Raw genomic sequence first — 24,871 nt, forward strand, 5'->3', positions numbered from 1 at the left:
GGAAAATGAACGGGAAATCAGTCTTCCAGAACGGCGAGAATTTCGTTCTCGCTCATTACCAGCAGGTCTTCGCCGTCGACTTTCACAGTGTTGCTGCCGGAGTAAGGGCCGAAAACAACCTTGTCACCCACTTTCACGGCCAGCGCACGTACTTCACCGTTTTCCAGTGCCTTGCCTGGACCCGCAGCCAGAATCACACCGTGGTTGGCTTTTTCAGCAGCCGAACCTGGCAGGACGATACCGCCAGCGGTTTTCTTTTCTTCTTCGCTGCGACGGATAACGACGCGGTCATGCAGAGGACGAAGCTTCATTGTCGATCTCTCCTAATTGTGGTTTTCATCGGCCGGTGTAGTCCCGGCGGGTTTAACGAATCCGGCCTGCGCCGGTTGCGGTCCGTCGAGCGAACCGCGCAAGTCTGTCCGGTTTGAATACCGGAAACCTTTCGGTGACCGATACATAGGGGCGTACAAGCCGATTACAAGGGCTGACGGAAAAAATTTTTCATCGCGGCAGCGTAAAAAAGTGCCCAAACGAACACGGCACCCGAAGGTGCCGTGTCGATGCAGAGGTTACTTGTGGTCGCGGTGTTCGAACTCGCCTTCGATCACATTCGGCTCGCGTCCCAGCGGCTCGCGCGGCGCAGGACCGCCACGCGGTTGCAGGTCGTCGGCGAAGGCGCGTTGGCGCATGGCCTGGTCTTCGGCGCGCTGGCGCATTTTGTTTGCCAGCAGACGACGGGTGAACGGCAACAGCATCACCAGACCCACCACGTCGCTGATGAAGCCCGGAATGATCAACAGGCCACCGGCCAGTGCCAGCATCAGGCCTTCGAGCATGGTTTGTGCGGGCAGTTCGCCGCGGTTCAGGCTTTCGCGGGCACGCAGTGCCGTGGCCAGACCGGCGATGCGCAACACAAACACACCGAACATCGAGCCGACAATGATCAGCAGCAGGGCCGGGAAAAACCCGATCGCCCCTGCCACTTTGACGAATACGAACAGCTCCAGCACTGGAAACAGCAGAAAGAGCAACAGAAAAGGGCGCATCAAAGTTTCCTCAACGCAAGAAATGCCTTGCAGTAAGCCTTAGATGACGTCGCCCTTGCGTGAATTCAAGCTTAATCTGCCGTATTTTTTGGCCAGGATGCGGCGTGAGCCAGAGAAACCAAGGCCTCGCGTACTTGTGTCGGCGTATTACATGGAGCTGCGAAGGGCAACCAATACACTGCCTGACCAATGCGCAGGTGCATACCCTCACTGTCGATCCCGGCCAGTTGCGCCGGCACGGTACTCGGCAACCCGGCGAGTTCGACGTAATGGGCGATGGCCTTGGCGTGGTCACTGTTCATGTGCTCGACCATGCTGATCTCAGCCTTGCCGGCGAACGGATTGGCCAGGGTCAGATTCTCAACCCAGTGGATCGCACCGAAACCGCCGATGTAGCGGTGACGCACCGGATTGAGCACCCAGAAATCAAAGTCATGGGCCTTGTGATAGTTCTGCGAATCCGGGAAGTAACGGTAATAACGCTCGGCGGCGGCGTCGATGGTGGCAGGATCTTCCAGCTTTTGCGCTTCGGCCAGATAAGTCAGACGGCCGACAGCCTGCACGTCGTCGGCTTCACGCTCGCCGACCAGCATCGAACATTTCGGATCTTTTTGCAGATTGTGCGTGTGCTGGGCAATGCGGCTGATCAGGATCAGCGGACGGCCCTGCTCGTCCAAGCAATACGGCACAACGGAGCCAAACGGAAAACCCGGCATCGACTTGGAGTGGGTCGACAGCACTCCGCGGTATTCCTTGAGAAGCAATTCTCGGGCATTCTTCGCCACTTCAACGCTCAATTTATGACTCCTTAAATGGATTCCGTCTAGAAAACGGACAGGCGCGCGGATAAAAGTAACCAGCACGCATCGGGTAATACTCATGGGCAACCTGGCCTGGACCGGTGCCGAGCGAGCGTTGCCGACAACAAAAACAACTCAGACCTGCCAGCGAGACATGCGAATGCAACTCAACGACAAAGTAATCATTATCACCGGCGGTTGCCAGGGTTTGGGCCGTTCCATGGCTGAGTATTTCGCCGGCAAAGGCGCGAAACTGGCCTTGGTCGATCTGAGCCAGGAAAAACTCGACGATGCCGTGGCCGCTTGCAAAGCCAAGGGTGTCGAAGCGCGCAGCTACCTGTGCAATGTCGCCAATGAAGAACAGGTCGAGCACATGGTTGCTCAGGTCGCCGCCGATTTCGGCGCGATTCACGGTCTGATCAACAATGCCGGCATCCTGCGCGATGGCCTGCTGTTGAAGGTCAAGGATGGCGAAATGACCAAGATGAGCCTGGCCCAGTGGCAGGCGGTGATCGACGTCAATCTGACCGGCGTTTTCCTCTGCACCCGTGAGGTGGCGGCGAAAATGGTCGAGTTGAAGAATAGCGGCGCGATTATCAACATTTCGTCCATTTCTCGTGCGGGCAATGTTGGCCAGACCAACTATTCCGCAGCCAAGGCCGGCGTGGCGGCGGCAACCGTGACCTGGGCGAAAGAATTGGCGCGCTACGGCATTCGGGTGGCGGGCATTGCTCCAGGCTTTATTGAAACCGAGATGACGCTGGGGATGAAGCCGGAAGCGCTGGAAAAGATGACTTCGGGGATTCCGCTCAAGCGCATGGGCAAGCCGGAAGAGATCGCCCATTCGGCGGCGTACATCTTCGAAAACGACTATTACACCGGGCGGATTCTGGAGATGGATGGCGGGTTGCGGATCTAACCGACGATACAAAACAACTGTGGGAGCGAGCCTGCTCGTGAAGACGTCGTATCAAACAACTGATAGTTGAATGACACACCGCTTTCGCGAGCAGGCTCGCTCCCACAGGTTTTTCAGCGCTGCTGATGGGTCAATCGTCGCTGATGGTGATATTCGGCATCGCCGGCGTTGCCGCTTCCTGCAACACAATGCGCGCGCCAACGTGGCGGGCCAGTTCCTGATAGACCATGGCAATCTGGCTGTCCGGCTCGGCGATCACCGTAGGTTTGCCACCGTCGGCCTGCTCACGGATCAGCATCGACAGCGGCAGCGAGGCCAGCAATTCGACGCCGTACTGGGTCGCCAGTTTCTCACCGCCGCCTTCACCGAACAAATGCTCGGCATGGCCGCAGTTCGAGCAGATGTGCACCGCCATGTTTTCCACCACGCCCAGCACCGGAATGTTGACCTTGCGGAACATTTCCACGCCTTTGCGCGCGTCGAGCAGCGCCAGATCCTGCGGCGTGGTGACAATCACCGCGCCCGCCACCGGGACTTTCTGCGCCAGGGTCAGTTGGATATCACCGGTGCCCGGCGGCATGTCGATCACCAGATAGTCCAGGTCGCCCCACGCGGTTTGTGTGACCAGTTGCAGCAACGCCCCGGAAACCATCGGCCCGCGCCAGACCATCGGCGTGTTGTCGTCGGTCAGGAACGCCATGGACATGACTTCCACGCCATGGGCCTTGAGTGGCACGAACCACTTCTGATCCTTGACTTCCGGGCGGGTGCGCTCGGGAATGCCGAACATGATGCCCTGGCTCGGGCCGTAGATATCGGCGTCGAGAATGCCCACTTTCGCGCCTTCGCGGGCCAGCGCCAGCGCGAGGTTGGCGGCGGTGGTCGATTTGCCCACGCCGCCCTTGCCGGACGCCACCGCGACCACGTTCTTGACGTTGGCCAGCCCCGGAATCTGCGCCTGGGCCTTGTGCGCGGCGATCACGCTGGTCACTTCGACGCGAGCAATCACCACGCCTTCGATGTTTTCAATGGCCAGTTGCAGAAGTTGCGCCCAACCGCTCTTGAACAGGCCGGCGGCATAACCGATTTCCATCTGCACATTGACGCGATCACCGACGATCTCGATGTTTTTCACACAACCGGCGCTGACCGGGTCCTGGTTCAGGTAGGGGTCGGTGTATTGGCTGAGGACGGCTTCCACCGCTGCGCGAGTGACGGCGCTCATGGGCAACTCCGATAACAAGACTGGAAAGAATGGCGGCTATCGTACCGCGCAGATTCATTCGTGTTCAGGAGATTTATAGCCAAATACATTCTGTGGCGAGGGAGCTTGCTCCCGCTGGATGGCGAAGCCGCCGCTGTACTGGTCAGTTAATCCTTATCGCGGCTGCTGCGCACCCGAGCGGGAGCAAGCTCCCTCGCCACAATATCTTTCAGTCAGTCCATCCAGTTACTGCAGTTGGCGCATCCGGAAACAGGTGCGCAGGGGTGAAAAATATGCGCCGGCGCTTTATAGTGGCCGACCTCCGTTTCATCAAGTAGCGAAGCCCCATGTCCGAGCCACGCAAGATCCTCGTCACCAGCGCCCTGCCCTACGCCAACGGTTCGATCCACCTTGGCCACATGCTGGAATACATCCAGACCGATATGTGGGTGCGCTTCCAGAAGCATCGCGGCAACCAATGCATTTACGTCTGCGCCGACGACGCCCACGGTTCGGCGATCATGCTGCGTGCGGAAAAGGAAGGCATCACCCCGGAACAACTGATCGCCAACGTGCAGGCTGAACACAGCGCCGACTTTGCCGACTTCCTGGTCGACTTCGACAACTTCCACTCCACTCACGCCGAAGAAAACCGTGAGCTGTCGAGCCAGATCTACCTCAAGCTGCGTGACGCCGGGCACATCGCCCAGCGCTCGATCACCCAGTATTTCGACCCGGAAAAGAAAATGTTTCTGGCCGATCGCTTCATCAAGGGCACCTGCCCGAAATGTGGCACCGAAGACCAGTACGGCGACAATTGCGAAAAATGCGGTGCAACCTACGCACCGACCGACCTGAAGGATCCGAAGTCGGCGATCTCCGGCGCCACCCCGGTGCTCAAGGACTCCCAGCACTTCTTCTTCAAACTGCCGGACTTCCAGGAAATGCTGCAGGCCTGGACTCGCAGCGGCACCCTGCAAGACGCTGTCGCCAACAAGCTGTCGGAATGGCTGGATGCCGGCCTGCAACAGTGGGACATTTCTCGCGACGCGCCGTACTTCGGTTTCGAGATTCCGGGCGAGCCCGGCAAGTATTTCTACGTGTGGCTGGACGCGCCAATCGGCTACATGGCCAGCTTCAAGAACCTCTGCGACCGCACGCCGGAGCTGGACTTCGACGCGTTCTGGGGCAAGGATTCGACCGCCGAGCTGTACCATTTCATTGGCAAGGACATCGTCAACTTCCACGCGCTGTTCTGGCCAGCGATGCTCGAAGGCGCGGGCTTCCGCAAGCCGACCGCAATCAACGTGCACGGCTACCTGACCGTCAACGGCCAGAAGATGTCCAAGTCGCGCGGTACCTTCATCAAGGCCCGGACTTATCTGGATCACCTTTCGCCGGAATACCTGCGCTACTACTACGCGGCCAAACTGGGCCGTGGCGTCGACGATCTGGACCTGAACCTCGAAGACTTCGTGCAGAAGGTCAACTCCGACCTGGTCGGCAAAGTGGTCAACATCGCCAGCCGTTGCGCCGGCTTTATCCACAAGGGCAACGCCGGGCTGCTGGTCGACAACAATGCCGCGCCGGAGCTGACCGAGGCCTTCCTCGCCGCCGCGCCCGGCATTGCCGACGCTTATGAAGCCCGCGATTTCGCCCGTGCCATGCGCGAAACCATGGCCCTGGCCGACCGCGCCAATGCGTGGATCGCCGACAAGGCACCGTGGTCGCTGAACAAGCAGGAAGGCAAACAGGATGAAGTCCAGGCGATCTGCGCCACCGGCATCAACCTGTTCCGCCAGTTGGTGATTTTCCTCAAACCGGTACTGCCGCTGCTGGCCGCCGATGCCGAGGCGTTCCTCAACGTCGCACCGCTGGCCTGGAACGACCACACCACCCTGCTGGCCAACCATCAGCTCAACGAATTCAAACCGTTGATGACCCGCATCGACCCGGTAAAAGTACAAGCCATGACCGACGCCTCGAAAGAAGACCTGACCGCCAGCCAGACTGACACCGGCGCCGCCGCACCTGCGGGCAACGGCGAGCTGGCCAAGGATCCGCTGTCGCCGGAGATCGACTTCGACGCATTCGCCGCCATCGACCTGCGCGTGGCGCTGATCGTCAAGGCCGAACACGTTGAGGGCGCCGACAAGCTGCTGCGTCTGACCCTGGATATCGGTGACGAGCAACGTAACGTGTTCTCCGGGATCAAGAGCGCTTATCCGGATCCGTCGAAACTCGACGGTCGCCTGACCATGATGATCGCCAACCTCAAGCCACGGAAAATGAAGTTCGGCATTTCCGAAGGCATGGTGATGGCGGCTGGCCCCGGCGGTGAAGAAATCTACCTGCTGAGCCCAGACAGCGGCGCCAAGCCAGGTCAACGCATCAAGTAAGACCTTGCGGTAAATCGATCCCACCGGCGTGCCCCGCATGCCGGTGGGATTTTTCATATCTGGCCCGGCCACCCTGGCGCCCGGATAATGCCTAACCTTACGAGACACCCGCCCGTTTGCCGGCAGAACCATGACCGAACTTGTGCTTACGCTTATCAGTGCTGCGCTGCTCAACAACCTGGTGTTGCACTGGCCGCTGGGCGTCGATCCGCTGTTGGCGAGCAGTCGTCGCCAGGTGCATGCGTTGGGGTTGGCGACGCTGTGTCTGATGGTGATTGTCGGTGTCATCGGTTACGCAGTCTGGCATTGGCTGCTCGTGCCACTGCAACTGCAAGCCTTGCGCCTGTTCGTGTTCCTGCCGTTAAGCGTGTTACTGATTGCGCCGCTGGTGAAGCGGCTCGCGTGTTGGCGGCCAAACCTGCCATTCGATGGGCTATGGCCGCTGTTGCTGGGCAATGCCGGTGTGCTTGGGCTGGCGCTGATCAATGCCCAAAACGATAAAGGCCTGCTGCACGCGACAGCGCTGAGCCTCGGTGCCGGACTCGGCTTCTGGCTGGTGCTTGGCCTGTTCAACGATTTACGCGAACGCAGCGCCGACAACGATATCCCCCTGCCCTTTCGCGGCCTGCCGATCGATCTGATCGGGGCCGGACTGATCGCAGTGATTTTTCTCGGATTCAGTGGACTGATCAAAACATGAGTCTGATTCAGCGCATCGACGCCCTTTTGCCGCAGACCCAGTGCGGCAAATGCGGCCACCCGGGATGCAAACCGTACGCGCAAGGCATCGCCGATGGCGAGCCGATCAACAAATGCCCTCCCGGGGGTGACGAAACCATCGCGGCCCTGGCCGAGTTGTTGAAAGTGCCGGTGCTGGAACTGGACGTCAGCCGCGGCGCGGCGCCACCGCAAGTAGCATATATCCGCGAAGCCGAATGCATCGGCTGCACCAAGTGCATTCAGGCGTGCCCGATCGACGCCATCGTCGGCGCGGCAAAACTGATGCACACCGTATTGATTGATGAGTGCACCGGCTGCGACTTGTGTGTGGCGCCCTGCCCGGTCGATTGCATCGAAATGCGCCCTTTGCCACCCACAGCATTGCCGGTCACAGGGGGCCTGGCGTTCAGCCCCGACGAGCAACGCGCGCGCAATGCCAAACGCGATCATGCCCGCCAGCGCTTCGAGCGGCGCAACGCGCGCCTGCAACGCGAGGAACAGCAAAAGCAGGCTGAGCGCGAAGCCCGGGCCAGACGCGCAGTCCAGCCGCCAGTCTGGACGGCGGATCCCGTGCAGGCGGCACTGGAGCGGGTGCGAGCGCAAAAAACCGCAAACGCAGACGCGGCGTTGAAAAAAGCCAAAATCGACGTGGCGATGAGCCGTGCGCAACTGCACAAGTCGCTGAAAGCGTTCGGCCACCCGCCGACATTCGAACAACAGTCGCAACTGATCGTGCTGCAACAACAATTCGAAGCGGCCGAACAGGCATTGGTTGAACTCGAACGCGCGGCTGTGCCGGCTCCTGCAGCGACCCCATCCCCGGCGGCAGATGCGGAGCTGAAGCGAGCGAAGATTCAACTGGCCATGCGCCGGGCCGAACTTAAAAAAGCCCAGGCAGCAGAGGCGCCACCGGAACAGATCGCCACGCTGGAACAAGCGCTACGCGACGCCGAACGTCTGGTGCAAGACCATGCTGCCCCTTGAGTCCACGGACGATCGCCTGCCGCAGGCGATGAAACGAGTGCTGCTCGCCGTCGTTCCTGGATTGTTGGTCTTGTTCTGGGTGTATGGCTGGGGGGCATTGATTAACCTGGCCCTGTGCGTCACCACCGGGTTGTTCGTCGAGGCGGCGGTGACAAAGCTGCGCGGTCAGGCCATGCGGGCCACGCTGAGCGATGGCAGCGCGTTGGTCAGCGCAACATTGCTGGGCGCCGCGTTGCCACCCTATTGCCCTTGGTGGCTGACCGTGACGGCGATGGCTGCCGGCTTGTTGTTCGGCAAACACCTGTACGGCGGCCTCGGGAAGAACCCGTTCAACCCGGCGATGCTCGGTTTCGCTCTGGCGATCGTGCTGTTCCCGCAGCCGATGACCCAGTGGCCTGCCCAGGGCATGGATCTGTTCAGCGCCCTGCAACAGGTGTTCGCTTCGTCGCAAGCGCCGGACGCGTGGGTGCAGGCCACCGTGCTGGACGCTTTGCGCATCAACAAAAGCCTGACCATGGACGAGCTGTTCGCCGGACATCCCGCGTTCGGTCATTTCGCCGGGCGCCGGGTGGAGTGGGTGAATCTGGCGTTTCTTGCCGGTGGTCTGTTTCTACTCCAGCGCCGAGTGTTCGGCTGGCACGCGCCGCTGGGCATGCTTGCCAGCCTGACGCTGATCAGCCTGTTTTGCTGGAACGGCTCCGGGTCGGATTCAAATGGCTCGCCGCTGTTCCATCTGCTGAGCGGCGCGACCATGCTCGGCGCCTTTTTCATCATTACCGAACCGGTGTCCGGTGCCAAAAGTGCCCTTGCCCGCCTGCTGTTCGGTGTCGGCGTCGGCCTGCTGACCTACTTGATCCGTACATGGGGCGGCTATCCTGACGGTGTCGCGTTTGCGGTGCTGCTGATGAATTTGTGTGTTCCGACGCTGGAGCGGTTTGCCGCCAAGCGGCAAACGCAGGTTGCCCCATGAGCCGTACGAAAAATGTCCTGACGGTGGTTTTACTGGCTATCGTCGGAATGAGCGTGACGTACCTGTTACAGCGCAGCAGCGCGCCGCAGATTGCCGCCGAACAGCGTCTGATCGACAGCCGCAAGCTGCTCGATGTGCTGCCCGCCGAGCGCTACGACAATCAACCGCTGGAACAACCACTGACACTGGTCGACACGGCCTTGCTCCACAGCAAATTGACAGCCGGCTATCGTGCGACCAAGGCTGGGCTGCCGGTCGCGGTGCTGTTACGCAGTCAGACCCAAGGCTACGCGGGCCCGCTTGAATTGCTGATCGCTATCGATTCCACCGGCAGGCTGATGGGCGTGAAGACGCTCAAGCACACCGAAACACCGGCCCTCGGTGGTCCTGTCGGTGACTGGCCGAATGCCTGGCTACAGATGTTTACCGGCAAATCGCTCACTGCCCCACCGGACGCAGAATGGGCGCTGAAAAAAGATCAGGGACAGTTTGATCAGATGGCCGGGGCGACCATCACTTCCCGCGCTACCCTTGAGGCCATCCGTGATGCGCTGCGTTACTTCGACGCGCATCGGTCGGCGTTGCTGGAGAACGGCACATGAATTCAGCGGCAACCTCGGCAAGCGCCTTGATGCTGGTGCCGTTGCTCGGCGCTACCGGCTCACTGGGCGCGGCGTTCGGGACCACCCTGTTATTTTTTGCGGTGCTCATCGGCTATGGCGTGTGCATGTCTGCCTTGCGGTCGCGCCTGACGCAGGCAAGCGCAGTGCTGGCAAGCGTGGTACTCGCAGCCACAATCACCAGCTGTGCCGAGATCATTGCGCAGCGCTGGTTTCTGCCCTGGTATCAGACTTCTGCCCTCTATGCGGGGTTGATCGCCTGGCAATGCGTGGTGTTGGAACACAGCGGTTTCTTTCGCTATCCGCTGGCCGTGCGGTGCAGACGCTGCGGTCTGTTCGCCAGCCTGATGCTGCTGCTTGCCGGGCTGCGTGAAGTCATCGGACGCGGCAGTCTGGGTCAGGGCTTGTTTGAACACTGGCATGGCCTGGTTGTATTCAGCGAGGGGCTGCATCTGTTCACGCTGGTTCCCGGCGCCTTTATAGTGTTGGGGCTGTTGTTGGCGGCCCGTCAGGCGATGACTCGCCCGCACTCTGTTACCAAGGAAACGCATCATCTATGAATGCCGCAAAACGTCTCGAGATCTTTCGCCGCCTGCACGAAGACAATCCCGAACCGAAGACCGAACTGGCGTACTCATCGCCTTTCGAACTGTTGATCGCGGTGATTCTTTCGGCGCAATCCACCGACGTGGGCGTCAACAAGGCCACTGCAAAACTGTTCCCGGTGGCCAATACCCCCGCGGCGATCTACGCCTTGGGTGTCGAAGGCTTGTCCGAGTACATCAAGACCATTGGCCTGTATAACAGCAAAGCAAAAAACGTCATTGAAACCTGCCGTTTGCTGGTTGAGCGCCACAACAGTGAAGTCCCGCAGTCCCGCGAAGAACTTGAAGCCCTGCCCGGCGTAGGACGCAAGACCGCCAATGTGGTGCTCAACACCGCGTTTCGCCAGTTGACCATGGCGGTCGACACGCACATTTTCCGCGTCAGCAATCGCACCGGCATTGCACCGGGCAAGAATGTGGTCGAGGTGGAAAAGAAACTGATGAAGTTTGTACCCAAGGAATTCCTGCTCGATTCACACCACTGGCTGATCCTGCACGGTCGTTACGTCTGTCTGGCGCGCAAACCGCGGTGTGGCAGCTGCCGCATCGAGGATCTGTGCGAATACAAAGCCAAAACCTCGGACGATTGAGCGTTATCAGATTTTTGCACCCATCGATTGAAAAAATCTTTTTTACCCGCCGCAGTATTGTCGATATAAGGGGCGCCAAAGGCAGTCTTAGCCGGGAGTTAGCCGATGAGTACCGACAAAGAACAATTGGATGTAGACGAAGATTTTGTCGTCGCGGACGCGGACGACGTGGAACCTGTAGCGGTCGAGGTGGCGAAAACCAACCTGAGCAAACGTCGCACCATCGATAACCTGCTGGAGGAGCGCCGACTGCAACGGCAATTGGCCGATTACGATTTTGACCTCTGAGTTTTAAAAGCCTCCCGACCCGGAGGCTTTTTACTTTCTGCGACTAGCTGAATGCGATCGGCCCATGACCCTGTCAGCTATGCGCGTACTCAAACAAGTCCGTTGCGTTGTGCAAGTTCGATCAGATCAACCAGCGAGCGGGCGTTGAGCTTCAATAACAAGCGGGTTTTGTAGGTACTCACCGTCTTGTTACTCAAAAACATGCCGTCGGCGATTTCCTTGTTGGTTTTACCCCGCGCCAACTGTTGCAACACCATCATCTCCCGTCCGGAAAGACGATCGACCATGTCGGCTTCACTGGCATTGCCCAGGCTGGTACGCACGGTATGCAGCGCCTGATTGGGAAAATAACTGTAGCCAGAGAGAACGGCCTTGATGGCACTGAGCAGTTCAGTCAGATCCTGCTGTTTACAGACGTATCCCGCCGCGCCTGATTGCATGCAGCGCATCGAAAAATGTCCCGGCGCCTGCGAGGTCAGAACCAGGACTTTGATAGGCATGGCGGTGGACGTCAGACGCGCAATAACTTCCAGGCCATCAAGTTTCGGTATTCCAATATCCAGAATGACAATATCCGGCATTTGTTCGCGAGCAATCTGCAAGGCATCGACACCATTGTCAGTTTCTGCAATGACTTCGTAGCCATGCCGTTCCATCAGCATACGCACTGCAAGCCGAATGACGGGGTGGTCATCCACGATCAGCACTTTATTCATGGGCAGGTCCAGTTTTCGCGGTTCGATTTTTTAGAACACGCACAATATCCCAGTCACTTGCCCCATGGCATGCCAAGTCTGACACGCGCTTACATCGCGAGACATTCCCTACACCGATTGAGGATAATTCCCACAAAAATTCGCTTTGTTTATCGGACAGTACCCGCTTCGCACCGAAGGAATACTTCCGCTTGCAATTCGTAACAACTTCCGCTCGCGATTTTGCAGCCTCTCGCGGTGGTGCCACTACTCATCGCATCCGCTGGCCTGCGGCAGAACCGCCACCCGCCAGCCTGAAACTCCGCCTCCCGCTCTCCCATAAATACTTGTGCAGCCGGAACTTAATAAAAACCTGAAACAACAGTTCGATACTTAAATATATTCTTTTGCTATAAATAGAAACACCCAAAAAAACATCAAACTGCAATCAAGCCACCCCAAACATACACTTTCCGAGAGTAAGAAAAAACAATATGACCACACTAAGAATTAAAAACAAAATAACCAACCCCATGACCGTCATTGCCATCTTCGCGCTCATATCAGAAACATCAGCAGCGGTATCCCTGCCGTTCCTCGACCACCATGACCGTGCAATCTATGTCTGGTTTCTGATCAGTTTTCCTTTTTACTTGCTGCTCCTGTTCTTCATCACTCTGAACTTCAACCACCGCTCGCTCTATTCACCTTCTGATTTTGGCAATGACAAGAATTTCTTGAAGGCCATCGATAACAATGAACGCGACAAGAAAGGATCTGCGACCGGCCTCCCGACTGTCCGGCACTATGCGCTCAAAGTAACCAGCCGCATCGTGCCCGCGGAAACCGATAACACTCAATACAAGGAAGCATACGAAACCCATAACTCGCTTGATCCACCGCCGAACCTCGCTCCCGGCAGCAGTCCGGTCTTACATCACGATATCCGGCTGCCCGCCGCCGTCAGACATCTGCATATCATTGATGCACGAGAGGTTGATGTTTTTAGAGAGGTGGACATCCTGCTGGATAAAATTCGACACACCGACAAGAAAACCGCCCATGCCATCGTGTTTCTGTCCAGTCAGGCGTCGGATGTTTCGCGGATGCGGCAGGCAATGCGGCACATCAAGCACACGAAGAAAGGCTCACCCCGCTGCATCATTTATAACCTGGGGTCGCAAACACTGACCTTGCTAGGGCGGGAATGAAGCATTACTCGCTCGCTCGATCGCTGAAAAAAACTGCCCCATGGCAGCCCGATCAAGAATTCTGTAAAAAAAACGGCCTTGTCTTGCGACACGGCCGTTTTTTCATTGCGCGTCAGTCTGAGTCACTCAGAACAGCTTGCGGCCCTTGTTGGCAGCAATGCGCATGCGCAGCGCATTGAGCTTGATGAAGCCCGCTGCGTCAGCCTGATTGTAAGCACCGCCGTCTTCTTCGAAGGTTGCGATGTTGGCATCGAACAGCGAATCGTCGGACTTGCGGCCGGTCACGATGACGTTGCCTTTATACAGCTTCAGGCGCACCACGCCGTTCACGTTGACCTGCGAAGCGTCAATCATCTGTTGCAGCATCAGACGCTCCGGGCTCCACCAGTAACCGGTGTAGATCAGGCTGGCGTACTTCGGCATCAGCTCATCCTTGAGGTGAGCGACTTCGCGGTCCAGAGTGATCGACTCGATGGCGCGGTGAGCGCGCAGCATGATCGTGCCGCCCGGGGTTTCGTAGCAGCCACGGGACTTCATGCCGACGTAACGGTTTTCGACGATGTCCAGACGGCCGATTCCATGCTCGCCACCGATCTTGTTCAGCGTCGCCAGTACGGTGGCTGGGGTCATTTCGACGCCGTCCAGCGCCACGATGTCGCCGTTGCGGTAGGTCAGTTCCAGGTATTGCGGGGTGTCGGGAGCGTTCTCCGGGGAGACGGTCCAGCGCCACATGTCTTCTTCGTGCTCGGTCCAGGTGTCTTCCAGCACGCCGCCTTCATAGGAGATGTGCAGCAGGTTGGCGTCCATCGAGTACGGGGATTTTTTCTTGCCGTGGCGTTCGATCGGGATCGCGTGCTTCTCGGCGTAGTCCATCAGCTTCTCGCGCGACAGCAGGTCCCACTCGCGCCACGGCGCAATGACTTTCACGCCTGGCTTGAGTGCGTAGGCACCCAGTTCGAAACGCACCTGGTCGTTGCCCTTGCCGGTGGCGCCATGGGAAATGGCATCGGCGCCGGTTTCGTTGGCGATTTCGATCAGGCGCTTGGCGATCAGCGGACGTGCGATGGACGTACCCAGCAGGTACTCACCTTCGTAAACGGTGTTGGCGCGGAACATCGGGAACACGAAATCACGCACGAATTCTTCGCGCAGGTCGTCGATGTAGATTTCTTTGACGCCCATGGCCTGGGCCTTGGCGCGGGCCGGCTCGACCTCTTCGCCTTGACCGAGATCAGCGGTGAAGGTCACCACTTCACAGTTATAAGTATCCTGCAGCCACTTGAGGATCACCGAAGTGTCCAGGCCGCCGGAATACGCCAGAACGACCTTGTTTACGTCCGCCATGCCATCACTCCACGGGGTTCTACGGAAAGCCGGGGAGTCTACCGCTCAAACGCGATAATTTACAGAGGCGCGACAGCTTAAGACGACAAAGCGACAGAATGTTTCGAGAGCGCGACGATGACCGGCGAGTCAGGAAGTCGCTGCGGTGCTGCCCGGCGTGCTCGCTTGCGGTGCCGGAGCCGTTGTCGGTGCCACGCGTGCCAGTTTGACATTGACCCGACGGTTCTTCGCGCGATTGGCCTTATTGGTGTTCGGCACAATGGGGTATTGCTCGCCATGGAAGCGCACGGTGATCTGTGATTCCTGGATGCCGTTGGCCTTGAAGAAATCGACCACCGCCAGCGCCCGGCGACGCGACAACTCACGATTGGTCAACCGATTGCCGCTGTTGTCGGAATGGCCGTCGAGTTCGATGTGATTGACCGTCGGATCGGCCTTCATGTAGTCGAGCATGACTTGCAGCTTGGCCTTGGCGGCCGGGTCCAGGTCAACGCCTTCGCCGGGAAAACCTATCTGCGATTGCTTGATCTGGTCGAAGCTCTGCGGCAACAACTTCGCCACACAGGTCTGGTAATCATTGAATGCTTTGCTGAATTTCACCGGAAGCAGACGCACTTCCGAAACCCGGCCATCGCCAGACGCGCGGCGCACTACCGGGCTGCGGCCATCCAGCAAACCACTGATCAAGCCACCGGCCTGCGATTGCGAGCTGTTGAACAGCACGTTGCCACTGCCCAGCCTGACGCTGCCCAGATTGATGTCGCCGCGCCCCGGCTGCCACGGCGCAGCGGCAGCCAGCAGCGTTGCCGATCCGCCGCCGAGCATGGCGTTATAAGCGTTGAGACGAAAAATCGCCTGCTCGCCGGCCTTGCGCACGAATTCGCCCGAGCCGAAATCGGTGATCGGCTGGGTCAGACGGCATTCGAACTTGTCGCCGGCGACCGTCCACTCAATGCTCTCCAGACGGGTCTGGTACGTCAGCGCCATCGCGGGAAGGCTGGCAAACACACTGAGCAAGGCTAAATAACGCTGGCGCACGGGAGGCTCCATTGGCTTGTGAAACACAAACACCGATTCACACAATGTTTACGGCATACCTTCGGGATATCGGACACTGTCGGCAAAACTTGATAGCGAGTGCCTGCAAGAGTCTTTTCCGGTAGCATTCGCCTCAGTTTGACCCGCCTGGAATCCCCTCATGTCCGACCGCCTGACCCTGCTGCGTCCCGACGACTGGCACATTCATCTTCGCGATGGTGCCGTGTTGACCAATACCGTTGCCGATGTTGCGCGCACCTTCGGTCGCGCCATCATCATGCCCAATCTGGTACCGCCGGTGCGCAACGCCGCTGAAGCCGACGGCTACCGTCAGCGCATTCTCGCTGCCCGCCCGGCCGGCAGTCAGTTCGAGCCGTTGATGGTGCTGTACCTCACCGACCGCACCCAGCCCGAAGAAATCCGCGAGGCCAAGGCCAGCGGCTTCGTGCACGCCGCCAAGCTGTACCCGGCCGGAGCGACCACCAACTCCGACTCCGGTGTAACCAGCATCGACAAGATCTTTGCGGTGCTCGAGGCCATGGCCGAAGTCGGCATGCCGCTGTTGATCCACGGCGAAGTCACGCGCGGCGATGTCGACGTCTTCGACCGCGAAAAAATCTTTATCGATGAGCACATGCGCCGTGTCGTCGAGCGCTTCCCGACGCTGAAAGTGGTATTCGAACACATCACCACTGGCGACGCCGTGCAGTTCGTCAACGAGGCATCGGCCAATGTCGGCGCGACCATCACCGCACATCATCTGCTCTACAACCGCAACCACATGCTGGTAGGCGGAATTCGGCCGCACTTCTACTGCCTGCCGATTCTCAAGCGCAATACGCACCAGGAAGCCCTGCTCGACGCCGCCACCGGCGGCAGCGCAAAGTTTTTCCTCGGCACCGACTCGGCCCCGCACGCGCAGCACGCCAAGGAAGCCGCTTGCGGCTGCGCCGGCTGCTACACCGCCTATGCTGCCATCGAGTTGTATGCCGAAGCGTTCGAACAGCGCAATGCGCTGGACAAGCTCGAAGCCTTCGCCAGTCTCAACGGTCCGCGCTTTTACGGCCTGCCGGCGAACACCGATCGCATCACCCTGGTTCGTGACGAATGGACCGCCCCGACCAGCCTGCCGTTTGGCGAGTTGACCGTTATCCCGCTGCGCGCCGGTGAAAAACTGCGCTGGCGCCTGCTGGAGGAACACGCGTGAGTGAAGACCATTTCGACGACGAACTGGACGGTCAGAGTGGCGGCGGCCCGCGTCATCCCATGGCAGCACGTTTTCGTGGCTACCTGCCGGTGGTTGTCGACGTAGAAACCGGTGGTTTCAACGCGGCCACCGATGCCTTGCTGGAAATTGCCGCAACCACCGTCGCCATGGATGAAAAGGGTTTCGTTTATCCAGACCACACCTATTTTTTCCGTGTCGAGCCATTCGAAGGCGCCAACGTAGAAGCGGCGGCGCTGGAGTTCACCGGCATCAAGCTCGATCACCCGCTGCGCATGGCCGTCAGTGAAGAAACCGCGCTGACCGACATTTTCCGCGGCATTCGCAAGGCGTTGAAGGCCAACGGCTGCAAGCGTGCGATTCTGGTCGGGCACAACAGCAGCTTCGACCTGGGCTTCCTTAACGCGGCGGTTGCGCGGCTGGACATGAAACGCAACCCGTTCCACCCGTTTTCCAGTTTCGATACCGCGACGCTCGCCGGTCTGGCCTATGGGCAAACCGTGCTGGCGAAAGCCTGTCAGGCCGCCGGCATCGATTTTGACGGTCGTGAGGCGCACTCGGCGCGTTACGACACCGAGAAAACCGCTGAGCTGTTCTGCGGCATCGTCAACCGCTGGAAACAGATGGGCGGCTGGGAAGATTTCGACGACTGAACGAGGTCGGACAAATCCCGCGCGTAAAAAAACCGGCTCACTGAGCCGGTTTTTTTGTGCCTCGACGTTGCGCCTTACAGGCCGGCAGCGTTCTCGGTCAGGTACTTGGCAACGCCTTCTGGCGAAGCGTCCATGCCTTTGTCGCCTTTTTTCCAGTTGGCAGGGCAGACTTCGCCGTGCTCTTCGTGGAATTGCAGCGCGTCGACCAGACGGATCAGCTCTTCCATGTTACGGCCCAGTGGCAGGTCGTTGATGATCTGCGAGCGAACCACGCCTTTGTCGTCGATCAGGAATGCGCCACGGAACGCTACGCCGCCTTCGGATTCAACGTCGTACGCCTTGGCGATGTCGTGCTTCATGTCGGCAGCCATGGTGTATTTCACCTGGCCGATGCCGCCATTGTTCACTGGGGTGTTGCGCCAGGCGTTGTGGGTGAAGTGCGAGTCGATCGACACGGCGATCACTTCAACGTTGCGTGCCTTGAAGTCTTCCATGCGGTTGTCCAGAGCGATCAGCTCGGAAGGGCAGACGAAGGTGAAGTCCAGCGGGTAGAAGAACACCAGGCCGTATTTGCCTTTGATGGCCGACGACAGGGTGAAGCTGTCAACGATCTCGCCATTGCCGAGTACGGCCGGGACGGTGAAGTCAGGGGCTTGTTTGCCTACGAGTACGCTCATTGATATCTCCTGGTGTAAAGACTTGAAGTTCAGGGTCCGGGCCAGCCTGTCACCCTCAGGCGACAGCCCTGTGACACGAACCCTCTTCGCAAGGGACGACCATCATACACTGCGTTTTTGGCCTGTCCTTAACGGATTTTCCCTGTCGGACCGATCAACCGGCTTTCAAGCGACCGGGCGAATGGCGATCGATACCGTTCGTCAGCCACAGGCCCATCAGGCCGGGAAGCTTTCAGAAAGCACTTTGACAATCATTCTCGTTAACATTAAGATCCATCGCAATTGAGTCACAACCAGCGACGGTTCTTACTTATGTATGTTTGCCTCTGCACTGGCGTCACCGACGGACAGATTCGCGAAGCGATCTATGAAGGTTGCTGCAGCTACAAAGAAGTTCGCCAGGCCACCGGCGTCGCCAGCCAGTGTGGCAAATGCGCCTGCCTTGCCAAGGAAGTGGTGCGCGAAACCCTGACCAAGCTGCAAACCGCCCAGGCCGCGATCCCCTACCCGGTAGAATTTACTGCCGCGTAAATCCCCCATTTTCCAAGAACCGGACTTATGTCCGGTTTTTTTATGCCTGAAAATCAATTGCTTAGACGCTAGACGCGGAACACAAACATTCTTATTCCGATTAATTTTCATTTATTATTCAATAACTTAGGTTTGACACTTATAAACACGAAGCTCAAACTCTGCTCTATATACGGTTATTACAGGGCAGGACTCCGATCATGAAAGGCGACATTACAGTCATCCAGCATCTCAACAAGATCCTTGCCAATGAGCTGGTCGCGATCAATCAATACTTTCTGCATGCACGCATGTATGAAGATTGGGGCCTGAACAAGCTCGGCAAGCATGAGTACAAAGAATCCATCGACGAGATGAAGCACGCGGACAAGCTGATCAAGCGCATCCTGTTCCTCGAAGGCCTGCCGAACGTGCAGGATCTGGGCAAGCTGCATATCGGCGAGCACACCCGCGAAATGCTCGAGTGCGACCTGCGTATCGAGAAGACCGGCCACGCTGATCTGAAAGTGGCGATCGCACATTGCGAATCCGTCGGCGACTTTGGTAGCCGTGAACTGCTTGAGGACATTCTCGAGTCCGAGGAAGAACACATCGACTGGCTGGAAACCCAACTGGGCCTGATCGACAAGATTGGCCTGGAAAACTACCTGCAGTCGCAGATGGGCGAAGAATGATCTGACATTCGCCAGATCCGAGACACTAAAAAGCCCCGCCCTCTTTCGAGGAGCGGGGCTTTTTATTGGCTGGTGCAATTCAAGCAACACCACAACCCCTGTAGGGGTGAGCCTGCTCGCGATAGCGGTGTGTCAGTCAATACTTTACTAACTGACAGAACGCTATCGCGAGCAGGCTCACTCCTACAGGGAGGCGAATCAGGCTTCGGACTTGTTCGTCGCAGCCGCTTCGACAGCTGCCTTGATGGTGCTTTGCAGCGAACCGTCAGCAGCCATCTCGGTCATGATGTCGCTGCCGCCGATCAGTTCACCGCCCACCCACAGTTGCGGGAAAGTCGGCCAGTTGGCGTACTTTGGCAGGTTGGCGCGGATTTCCGGGTTCTGCAGGATGTCCACGTAAGCGAACTTTTCGCCACAGGCCATCACAGCCTGTGCAGCTTTCGCGGAGAAGCCGCATTGCGGGGCATTCGGCGAGCCTTTCATGTAAAGCAGAATGGTGTTGTTGGCAATCTGCTCTTTAATCGTTTCGATGATATCCATGGAGCACCTCGGCTGAACTTTCCGACTCATGGGTCGGCACGGTGGCGCATTGTAACGGAATCCCGAGCGCCCTGCTCGGTCTCCCCGACAGACATGCTCAAGCCGCTGCCACCGTCACCGGCACGCCGTTCAATGCAGCGTTGCCCGACAGTTCGTCGAGCTGGCATTCATCGGTCAGGTCATTGGCACTCGACCCCGGCTGACTGCTGGCGATCGCCATCTGCACGCCTGGCCGTGCATGGCCCCAACCGTGCGGCAAGCTGACCACGCCTTTCATCATGTCGAGACTGGCGAGCACCTCCACTTCAATCTGCCCGACCCGCGAGCTCACCCGAACGCGCTGCCCATCGGCAAGCCCCCGGCTGGCCAGATCATCCGGGTGCATCAGCAACTGATGACGCGGCTTGCCCTTCACCAACCGGTGAAAGTTGTGCATCCAGGAATTGTTGCTGCGCACATGGCGGCGACCGATCATCAACAGCTCATCGGCTGCCGGCGCCTGCAATGCTGCAAAGCGTGCGAGGTCGGCGAGGATTTCCGGCGGTGCAGCCTGAACACGCTGATTCGGCGTTTTCAGGCGTGTGGCCAGATTCGGTTTCAGCGCGCCAAGGTCGATGCCGTGCGGATGATCGAACAGCGTCGCCAACGACAGTTTCTGTTCGGACGCATCGCCGTAGCGGCCCATGCGCAGACCCATGTCGATCATCTTCGCCGGCGGCATTGTTGGCTTCAGTTCCTTGCCGGTCCGCTCGGCAAACGCCTTGGCCAGCCCGACGAAGATTTCCCAGTCGTGCAGCGCGCCTTCGGGTTTGGCAAGGATCGCACGATTGAAACGCGTGACATTGCGCACCGCGAACAGATTGAACGTCGTGTCGTAGTGATCGTTTTCCAGCGCCGAGGTCGACGGCAAGATCAGATCGGCATAACGCGTGGTTTCGTTGATGTACAGATCGATGCTGACCATGAAGTCGAGGCCATCCAGCGCCTGCTCCAGTTGCCGACCGTTGGGCGTCGACAGCACCGGATTGCCGGCTACAGTGACCAGCGCACGAATCTGCCCGTCGCCGGCGGTGAGCATTTCTTCGGCCAGCGCCGACACCGGCAACTCGCCGCCGTACTCTGGCCGCCCCGATACACGGCTTTGCCACTTGTTGAAATGCCCGCCCGAGGTCGAGGCCACCAGATCCACCGCAGGCTCGGTGCAGAGGGCGCCGCCAACACGATCGAGGTTGCCGGTGACCAGGTTGATCAACTGCACAAGCCAATGGCACAGGGTACCGAAGGCTTGGGTCGAGACGCCCATGCGTCCGTAGCAGACGGCCGTCGGCGCGGCAGCGAAATCCCGGGCCAGTTGGCGGATCTGCTCGGCAGGCACCGCGCACAGCGGACTCATGGCCTCAGCGGTAAATGACGCCACGGCGCTGCGCACATCGTCCAGCCCATCGACCGGCAAGTGACTGTCGCGGGCCAGCCCTTCGCTGAACAGCGTGTTGAGCATCCCGAACAGTAGTGCTGCATCGCCACCGGGGCGAACAAACACATGCTGATCAGCCATCGCTGCAGTTTCACTACGTCGCGGATCGACCACTACCACTTTGCCGCCGCGCGCCTGAATCGCCTTGAGGCGCTTTTCGACATCCGGCACGGTCATGATGCTGCCGTTGGAAGCCAGAGGATTGCCGCCGAGGATCAGCATGAAATCGGTGTGGTCGATGTCCGGAATCGGCAGCAACAGGCCATGGCCGTACATCAAATAGCTGCTTAAGTGGTGCGGCAATTGATCGACCGAAGTCGCCGAGTAACGATTGCGCGTCTTCAACAGGCCAAGGAAATAGTTGCTGTGGGTCATCAGCCCATAGTTGTGCACGCTCGGGTTGCCCTGATAGACCGCCACCGCGTTTTGTCCATGCCGCTCTTGAATCGCCGCCAGTTTTTCTGCCACCAGCGCAAACGCTTCGTCCCATTCGATCGGCAACCACTCGCTGCCGACCCGGCGCATGGGCTGGCGCAAACGATCCGGATCATTCTGGATGTCTTGCAGGGCCACGGCCTTTGGGCAGATGTGGCCACGGCTGAAGGTGTCGAGGGCATCGCCCTTGATCGAGGTGATCGCGACGTTGCCATCGGTTTCTGTGGTTTCGATGGTCAGCCCGCAAATGGCTTCGCACAGGTGGCACGCACGGTGATGAAGAGTCTTGGTCATGGCCAGTCTCTGTCTTGTTCTGGGCGGGCAATCGCACCCGCGGGAACAAAACTATGGCCCGTGCGCTGATCCCGCGCCAGCGACGTTCGTCTTGTGAATCGACGGCTATCAGGTGCACCGATAAACCGGCGCGATCAGTTGGGCGGCAACTGGGGTGGCGCGGCCAGCTGGATTTCCTGAATGGTTTCGATCTGCTCGTGGGCGACGTGTACGCCGGTGAGTTCGCCGATCAACCGCCAATGCTCATCAAGCCCGGCGCTGATCGTCGCCATGCGGTCGATCATGTGCCGCCCGGCCGACTTGACCACTTCATCTTCACTGCGCAGCAACTCGAACGACATCGAGGTGACCGACGCGGTGAGATGGGTCAGAGAGCGAGCCGTGTGGCCCAGCAGTTCCATTAACAGTTGTTCTTTCGATTCCATGCGGAGGCTTCCTGCGTCGCTCGAAAGTCATTTATAACCCAGCACTTTGCTTTAGCAAATGTTTCAATCTGAACATCCGACCAAGCGAATACACGGCGCCGTGGCCGTAAACCGACCAAGGCCACACCGTCGCCGCCGCGGCGCATTGCCAAGCCCGGCGGGGCCAGTGTACAAAGAGGCTCGCTGCTTTACTGAATCCGGCTTCATTCGCGCAAGTGCCACGGCACTGCGCCCTGCGAATCCTGCAAACACCGTAGCCTATTGGCGTAACGCGACATTTAGTGTCAATATCGCGCCTTCCCCTATTTCGTCGCCCCGTGCGGCTTACGCCGCAGGTCTCGCCCGTTGTTCCGTTAAACAAGGCTTTGAGCATCTGCGGTTTGTAGCAAAAAGGTAGTCAATGATGAGCGCAAGGCACTTTCTCTCCCTGATGGATTGCACGCCCGAAGAGCTGGTCAGCGTGATCCGTCGAGGCGTTGAGCTCAAGGACCTGCGTAACCGCGGCGTACTGTTCGAGCCTCTGAAAAACCGCGTGCTGGGGATGATCTTCGAGAAATCCTCGACCCGTACCCGGATCTCCTTCGAGGCCGGCATGATCCAGCTCGGCGGCCAGGCGATCTTCCTGTCCCCGCGCGACACCCAACTGGGCCGTGGCGAGCCGATCAGCGACTGTGCCATCGTCATGTCGAGCATGCTCGATGCGGTGATGATCCGCACCTTCGCCCACAGCACCCTGACCGAATTCGCGGCCAACTCGCGCGTGCCGGTGATCAACGGCCTGTCCGACGACCTGCACCCGTGCCAGTTGCTGGCCGACATGCAGACCTTCCTTGAGCACCGTGGCTCGATTCAGGGCAAGACCGTGGCCTGGATCGGTGACGGCAACAACATGTGCAACAGCTATATAGAAGCGGCGATCCAGTTCGACTTCCAGTTACGCGTTGCCTGTCCTGAAGGCTACGAGCCCAACCCTAAGTTCATCGCCAGGGCCGGCGATCGCGTGAGCATCGTCCGTGACCCGCAAGACGCGGTGCGCGGCGCGCATCTGGTTAGCACCGATGTCTGGACTTCGATGGGCCAGGAAGAGGAAACTGCCAAACGCCTCAAGCTGTTTGCCCCGTTCCAGGTCAATCGTGCGCTGCTCGACCTCGCTGCCGAGGACGTGCTGTTCATGCATTGCCTGCCGGCGCACCGCGGCGAAGAAATCAGCCTCGACCTGCTCGATGACCCGCGCTCCGTCGCCTGGGATCAGGCAGAAAACCGTCTCCACGCACAGAAGGCCCTGCTCGAGTTCCTCGTCGAACCGGCATATCACCACGCATGAGCCATGAATTACTGCTGAACCTGCGCAACCTCGCTTGCGGCTATCAAGATCAACGTGTGGTGCAGAACCTCAATCTGCACCTCAACGCCGGGGATATCGGTTGCCTGCTCGGTTCGTCCGGCTGCGGCAAAACCACCACCCTGCGCGCCATCGCCGGTTTCGAACCGGTGCACGAAGGTGAGATCACCCTCGGCGGCGAGACGCTGTCCAGCGCCGGGTTCACCCTGGCACCTGAGAAGCGCCGCATCGGCATGGTGTTTCAGGACTACGCGCTGTTCCCACACCTGAGTGTCGCGGACAACATAGCGTTCGGTATTCGCAAGCATCCCGACAAGACCCGCGTCACCGAAGAGCTGCTCGAACTGGTCAACCTGAAAAACCTTGGCAAACGTTTCCCGCACGAATTGTCCGGCGGCCAGCAACAACGCGTCGCCCTCGCCCGTGCTCTGGCGCCAGAACCGCAACTGCTGCTGCTCGACGAGCCGTTTTCCAACCTCGATGGCGAACTGCGACGCAAGCTCAGCCATGAAGTGCGCGACATTCTCAAGTCCCGGGGCACCAGTGCGATCCTCGTCACCCACGATCAAGAAGAAGCCTTCGCCGTCAGCGATCACGTTGGCGTGTTCAAGGAAGGTCGGCTGGAGCAATGGGACACGCCGTACAACCTCTACCACGAACCGGCGACGCCTTATGTCGCCAGTTTCATCGGCCAGGGCTATTTCATTCGCGGCCAGCTCGCCAGCCCGGAATCGGTGCAGACGGAACTGGGTGAACTGCGCGGCAATCGCGCTTACACCTGGCCGATTGGCGGTGCGGTGGATGTGCTGTTGCGTCCGGATGACATCGTTTATGCACCGGACAGTGCCTTGAAAGCGCAGATTGTCGGCAAGACGTTCCTTGGTGCGGCAACGCTGTATCGCTTGCAATTGCCGACCGGGGCACAGCTGGAATCGATCTTCCCGAGCCATGCCGATCATCTGGTCGGGGCTGAGGTGGGGATTCGTGTAGCGGCTGATCATCTGGTGCTGTTCCAGGCCTCCGGCAGCACCGCGGCGCAGATTCCGGTGGTTGAGAACGGCGTGCGCCGGTTCAGCACCAGCCTCTGATCAAACACCATACCCCTGTAGGAGTGAGCCTGCTCGCGATAGCGGTCTATCAGTTGCCGAAGATGTTGACCGATAAACCG

Annotated in this window: 27 protein-coding genes; 16 read left to right on the plus strand and 11 right to left on the minus strand. The window is 58.9% G+C overall.

The features are described from left to right. Positions 1-17 precede the first annotated feature (17 nt). The 3 genes from HU743_RS05540 to HU743_RS05550 form a co-directional block, all read right to left on the minus strand. Positions 18-311, minus strand: a complete 294-nt coding sequence (locus tag HU743_RS05540) for a co-chaperone GroES (RefSeq protein WP_057723898.1) — start codon at positions 309-311, stop codon at positions 18-20. A gap of 258 nt (positions 312-569) precedes the next feature. Next, complete coding sequence (locus HU743_RS05545) at positions 570-1,046, minus strand: FxsA family protein (RefSeq protein WP_090285827.1); 477 nt, start codon at positions 1,044-1,046, stop codon at positions 570-572. Between the two features lie 71 nt (positions 1,047-1,117). After that, the gene (locus tag HU743_RS05550; RefSeq protein WP_186647472.1) at positions 1,118-1,843 is read right to left on the minus strand and encodes a HugZ family protein; all 726 of its coding nucleotides are present in this window, start codon (positions 1,841-1,843) and stop codon (positions 1,118-1,120) included. A gap of 163 nt (positions 1,844-2,006) precedes the next feature. Between HU743_RS05550 and HU743_RS05555 the strand changes: the two genes are divergently transcribed. Continuing rightward, complete coding sequence (locus HU743_RS05555) at positions 2,007-2,765, plus strand: SDR family oxidoreductase (RefSeq protein WP_186647474.1); 759 nt, start codon at positions 2,007-2,009, stop codon at positions 2,763-2,765. A gap of 130 nt (positions 2,766-2,895) precedes the next feature. On the opposite strand, the gene apbC is transcribed toward HU743_RS05555, so the two are convergent. After that, positions 2,896-3,990 carry an iron-sulfur cluster carrier protein ApbC gene (gene apbC, locus HU743_RS05560; RefSeq protein ID WP_186550059.1) on the minus strand — a complete coding sequence of 365 codons (1,095 nt, stop codon included), beginning with the start codon at positions 3,988-3,990 and terminating at the stop codon, positions 2,896-2,898. A gap of 326 nt (positions 3,991-4,316) precedes the next feature. Between apbC and metG the strand changes: the two genes are divergently transcribed. The 8 genes from metG to HU743_RS05600 all read left to right on the plus strand — a co-directional run bounded on the left by metG (position 4,317) and on the right by HU743_RS05600 (position 11,145). Continuing rightward, positions 4,317-6,368: a methionine--tRNA ligase gene (gene metG / locus HU743_RS05565; protein ID WP_186647476.1), complete on the plus strand. Its 2,052-nt coding sequence runs from the start codon at positions 4,317-4,319 to the stop codon at positions 6,366-6,368. Positions 6,369-6,498: 130 nt separating this feature from the next. Then, on the plus strand, positions 6,499-7,068 hold the full coding sequence (locus HU743_RS05570; protein ID WP_186647478.1) for an Rnf-Nqr domain containing protein: 570 nt from the start codon (positions 6,499-6,501) through the stop codon (positions 7,066-7,068). After that, positions 7,065-8,072 carry an electron transport complex subunit RsxB gene (rsxB, locus tag HU743_RS05575; RefSeq protein WP_186647480.1) on the plus strand — a complete coding sequence of 336 codons (1,008 nt, stop codon included), beginning with the start codon at positions 7,065-7,067 and terminating at the stop codon, positions 8,070-8,072. The genes HU743_RS05570 and rsxB overlap by 4 nt, the downstream gene beginning before the upstream one ends. After that, positions 8,059-9,042, plus strand: a complete 984-nt coding sequence (locus tag HU743_RS05580; protein WP_186647482.1) for an RnfABCDGE type electron transport complex subunit D — start codon at positions 8,059-8,061, stop codon at positions 9,040-9,042. The genes rsxB and HU743_RS05580 overlap by 14 nt, the downstream gene beginning before the upstream one ends. After that, a complete protein-coding gene (locus HU743_RS05585; RefSeq protein WP_186647484.1) occupies positions 9,039-9,644 on the plus strand; it encodes an RnfABCDGE type electron transport complex subunit G in 606 nt (201 codons plus the stop codon). The genes HU743_RS05580 and HU743_RS05585 overlap by 4 nt, the downstream gene beginning before the upstream one ends. Continuing rightward, positions 9,641-10,222 (plus strand): Rnf-Nqr domain containing protein, encoded by a 582-nt coding sequence (locus tag HU743_RS05590; RefSeq protein WP_186647486.1) that lies wholly within the window; start codon positions 9,641-9,643, stop codon positions 10,220-10,222. The genes HU743_RS05585 and HU743_RS05590 overlap by 4 nt, the downstream gene beginning before the upstream one ends. Further along, the gene (gene nth, locus HU743_RS05595; RefSeq protein WP_186622248.1) at positions 10,219-10,857 is read left to right on the plus strand and encodes an endonuclease III; all 639 of its coding nucleotides are present in this window, start codon (positions 10,219-10,221) and stop codon (positions 10,855-10,857) included. The genes HU743_RS05590 and nth overlap by 4 nt, the downstream gene beginning before the upstream one ends. A gap of 105 nt (positions 10,858-10,962) precedes the next feature. Further along, the gene (locus tag HU743_RS05600; RefSeq protein ID WP_186550042.1) at positions 10,963-11,145 is read left to right on the plus strand and encodes a hypothetical protein; all 183 of its coding nucleotides are present in this window, start codon (positions 10,963-10,965) and stop codon (positions 11,143-11,145) included. An 89-nt stretch (positions 11,146-11,234) separates the two neighbouring features. Here the strand turns inward: HU743_RS05600 and HU743_RS05605 are convergent, their stop codons facing one another. Beyond that, a complete protein-coding gene (locus HU743_RS05605) occupies positions 11,235-11,861 on the minus strand; it encodes a response regulator transcription factor (protein ID WP_186550040.1) in 627 nt (208 codons plus the stop codon). Positions 11,862-12,334: 473 nt separating this feature from the next. Between HU743_RS05605 and HU743_RS05610 the strand changes: the two genes are divergently transcribed. After that, positions 12,335-13,051: a hypothetical protein gene (locus HU743_RS05610; RefSeq protein WP_186647488.1), complete on the plus strand. Its 717-nt coding sequence runs from the start codon at positions 12,335-12,337 to the stop codon at positions 13,049-13,051. Positions 13,052-13,177: 126 nt separating this feature from the next. Here HU743_RS05610 and HU743_RS05615 read toward each other — a convergent pair whose 3' ends face one another. Together HU743_RS05615 and HU743_RS05620 are read right to left on the minus strand one after the other, a co-directional pair. After that, complete coding sequence (locus tag HU743_RS05615) at positions 13,178-14,395, minus strand: argininosuccinate synthase (RefSeq protein WP_186622245.1); 1,218 nt, start codon at positions 14,393-14,395, stop codon at positions 13,178-13,180. A 129-nt stretch (positions 14,396-14,524) separates the two neighbouring features. Next, on the minus strand, positions 14,525-15,433 hold the full coding sequence (locus HU743_RS05620) for an OmpA family protein (protein WP_186647490.1): 909 nt from the start codon (positions 15,431-15,433) through the stop codon (positions 14,525-14,527). Between the two features lie 160 nt (positions 15,434-15,593). Between HU743_RS05620 and pyrC the strand changes: the two genes are divergently transcribed. Next, positions 15,594-16,640 carry a dihydroorotase gene (gene pyrC, locus HU743_RS05625; RefSeq protein ID WP_186647492.1) on the plus strand — a complete coding sequence of 349 codons (1,047 nt, stop codon included), beginning with the start codon at positions 15,594-15,596 and terminating at the stop codon, positions 16,638-16,640. Next, positions 16,637-17,311: a ribonuclease T gene (gene rnt / locus HU743_RS05630; protein WP_186550032.1), complete on the plus strand. Its 675-nt coding sequence runs from the start codon at positions 16,637-16,639 to the stop codon at positions 17,309-17,311. The genes pyrC and rnt overlap by 4 nt, the downstream gene beginning before the upstream one ends. A 74-nt stretch (positions 17,312-17,385) precedes the next feature. On the opposite strand, the gene HU743_RS05635 is transcribed toward rnt, so the two are convergent. Beyond that, positions 17,386-17,988 (minus strand): peroxiredoxin, encoded by a 603-nt coding sequence (locus HU743_RS05635; protein WP_186550030.1) that lies wholly within the window; start codon positions 17,986-17,988, stop codon positions 17,386-17,388. Between the two features lie 312 nt (positions 17,989-18,300). Here HU743_RS05635 and HU743_RS05640 point away from each other — a divergent pair, with 312 nt between their 5' ends. Together HU743_RS05640 and bfr are read left to right on the plus strand one after the other, a co-directional pair. Then, positions 18,301-18,519, plus strand: a complete 219-nt coding sequence (locus HU743_RS05640) for a bacterioferritin-associated ferredoxin (protein WP_003227725.1) — start codon at positions 18,301-18,303, stop codon at positions 18,517-18,519. A 200-nt stretch (positions 18,520-18,719) separates the two neighbouring features. After that, positions 18,720-19,193, plus strand: a complete 474-nt coding sequence (gene bfr / locus HU743_RS05645; RefSeq protein WP_186550028.1) for a bacterioferritin — start codon at positions 18,720-18,722, stop codon at positions 19,191-19,193. 198 nt (positions 19,194-19,391) lie between these two features. Here the strand turns inward: bfr and grxD are convergent, their stop codons facing one another. From grxD to HU743_RS05660, 3 genes are all read right to left on the minus strand, one after another. Then, positions 19,392-19,733 carry a Grx4 family monothiol glutaredoxin gene (grxD, locus tag HU743_RS05650; protein ID WP_186550026.1) on the minus strand — a complete coding sequence of 114 codons (342 nt, stop codon included), beginning with the start codon at positions 19,731-19,733 and terminating at the stop codon, positions 19,392-19,394. Positions 19,734-19,830: 97 nt separating this feature from the next. Next, positions 19,831-21,936: a molybdopterin oxidoreductase family protein gene (locus HU743_RS05655; RefSeq protein ID WP_186647494.1), complete on the minus strand. Its 2,106-nt coding sequence runs from the start codon at positions 21,934-21,936 to the stop codon at positions 19,831-19,833. A gap of 134 nt (positions 21,937-22,070) precedes the next feature. Then, positions 22,071-22,361, minus strand: a complete 291-nt coding sequence (locus tag HU743_RS05660; protein ID WP_186550022.1) for a hypothetical protein — start codon at positions 22,359-22,361, stop codon at positions 22,071-22,073. Between the two features lie 403 nt (positions 22,362-22,764). Between HU743_RS05660 and argF the strand changes: the two genes are divergently transcribed. Both argF and HU743_RS05670 read left to right on the plus strand, forming a co-directional pair. Further along, on the plus strand, positions 22,765-23,685 hold the full coding sequence (gene argF / locus HU743_RS05665) for an ornithine carbamoyltransferase (RefSeq protein WP_186647496.1): 921 nt from the start codon (positions 22,765-22,767) through the stop codon (positions 23,683-23,685). Continuing rightward, positions 23,682-24,791 (plus strand): ABC transporter ATP-binding protein, encoded by a 1,110-nt coding sequence (locus HU743_RS05670; RefSeq protein WP_186550018.1) that lies wholly within the window; start codon positions 23,682-23,684, stop codon positions 24,789-24,791. Before argF ends, HU743_RS05670 begins: the two co-directional genes overlap by 4 nt. The last annotated feature ends 80 nt before the right edge of the window (positions 24,792-24,871 follow it).

The sequence above is a fragment of the Pseudomonas sp. SWRI99 genome (genome assembly GCF_014270125.1).
GTDB lineage: Bacteria > Pseudomonadota > Gammaproteobacteria > Pseudomonadales > Pseudomonadaceae > Aquipseudomonas > Aquipseudomonas hamedanensis.

Excerpts from the sequence above, each read along its gene's own strand:
- HU743_RS05540 (WP_057723898.1), bottom strand. The coding sequence starts at position 311 with ATGAAGCTTCGTCCTCTGCATGACCGCGTCGTTATCCGTCGCAGCGAA.
- HU743_RS05545 (WP_090285827.1), bottom strand. The coding sequence starts at position 1,046 with ATGCGCCCTTTTCTGTTGCTCTTTCTGCTGTTTCCAGTGCTGGAGCTG.
- HU743_RS05555 (WP_186647474.1), top strand. The coding sequence starts at position 2,007 with ATGCAACTCAACGACAAAGTAATCATTATCACCGGCGGTTGCCAGGGT.
- apbC (WP_186550059.1), bottom strand. The coding sequence starts at position 3,990 with ATGAGCGCCGTCACTCGCGCAGCGGTGGAAGCCGTCCTCAGCCAATAC.
- metG (WP_186647476.1), top strand. The coding sequence starts at position 4,317 with ATGTCCGAGCCACGCAAGATCCTCGTCACCAGCGCCCTGCCCTACGCC.
- HU743_RS05570 (WP_186647478.1), top strand. The coding sequence starts at position 6,499 with ATGACCGAACTTGTGCTTACGCTTATCAGTGCTGCGCTGCTCAACAAC.
- rsxB (WP_186647480.1), top strand. The coding sequence starts at position 7,065 with ATGAGTCTGATTCAGCGCATCGACGCCCTTTTGCCGCAGACCCAGTGC.
- HU743_RS05580 (WP_186647482.1), top strand. The coding sequence starts at position 8,059 with ATGCTGCCCCTTGAGTCCACGGACGATCGCCTGCCGCAGGCGATGAAA.
- HU743_RS05585 (WP_186647484.1), top strand. The coding sequence starts at position 9,039 with ATGAGCCGTACGAAAAATGTCCTGACGGTGGTTTTACTGGCTATCGTC.
- HU743_RS05590 (WP_186647486.1), top strand. The coding sequence starts at position 9,641 with ATGAATTCAGCGGCAACCTCGGCAAGCGCCTTGATGCTGGTGCCGTTG.
- nth (WP_186622248.1), top strand. The coding sequence starts at position 10,219 with ATGAATGCCGCAAAACGTCTCGAGATCTTTCGCCGCCTGCACGAAGAC.
- HU743_RS05600 (WP_186550042.1), top strand. The coding sequence starts at position 10,963 with ATGAGTACCGACAAAGAACAATTGGATGTAGACGAAGATTTTGTCGTC.
- HU743_RS05605 (WP_186550040.1), bottom strand. The coding sequence starts at position 11,861 with ATGAATAAAGTGCTGATCGTGGATGACCACCCCGTCATTCGGCTTGCA.
- HU743_RS05610 (WP_186647488.1), top strand. The coding sequence starts at position 12,335 with ATGACCACACTAAGAATTAAAAACAAAATAACCAACCCCATGACCGTC.
- HU743_RS05615 (WP_186622245.1), bottom strand. The coding sequence starts at position 14,395 with ATGGCGGACGTAAACAAGGTCGTTCTGGCGTATTCCGGCGGCCTGGAC.
- pyrC (WP_186647492.1), top strand. The coding sequence starts at position 15,594 with ATGTCCGACCGCCTGACCCTGCTGCGTCCCGACGACTGGCACATTCAT.
- HU743_RS05635 (WP_186550030.1), bottom strand. The coding sequence starts at position 17,988 with ATGAGCGTACTCGTAGGCAAACAAGCCCCTGACTTCACCGTCCCGGCC.
- HU743_RS05640 (WP_003227725.1), top strand. The coding sequence starts at position 18,301 with ATGTATGTTTGCCTCTGCACTGGCGTCACCGACGGACAGATTCGCGAA.
- bfr (WP_186550028.1), top strand. The coding sequence starts at position 18,720 with ATGAAAGGCGACATTACAGTCATCCAGCATCTCAACAAGATCCTTGCC.
- grxD (WP_186550026.1), bottom strand. The coding sequence starts at position 19,733 with ATGGATATCATCGAAACGATTAAAGAGCAGATTGCCAACAACACCATT.
- HU743_RS05655 (WP_186647494.1), bottom strand. The coding sequence starts at position 21,936 with ATGACCAAGACTCTTCATCACCGTGCGTGCCACCTGTGCGAAGCCATT.
- HU743_RS05660 (WP_186550022.1), bottom strand. The coding sequence starts at position 22,361 with ATGGAATCGAAAGAACAACTGTTAATGGAACTGCTGGGCCACACGGCT.
- argF (WP_186647496.1), top strand. The coding sequence starts at position 22,765 with ATGAGCGCAAGGCACTTTCTCTCCCTGATGGATTGCACGCCCGAAGAG.
- HU743_RS05670 (WP_186550018.1), top strand. The coding sequence starts at position 23,682 with ATGAGCCATGAATTACTGCTGAACCTGCGCAACCTCGCTTGCGGCTAT.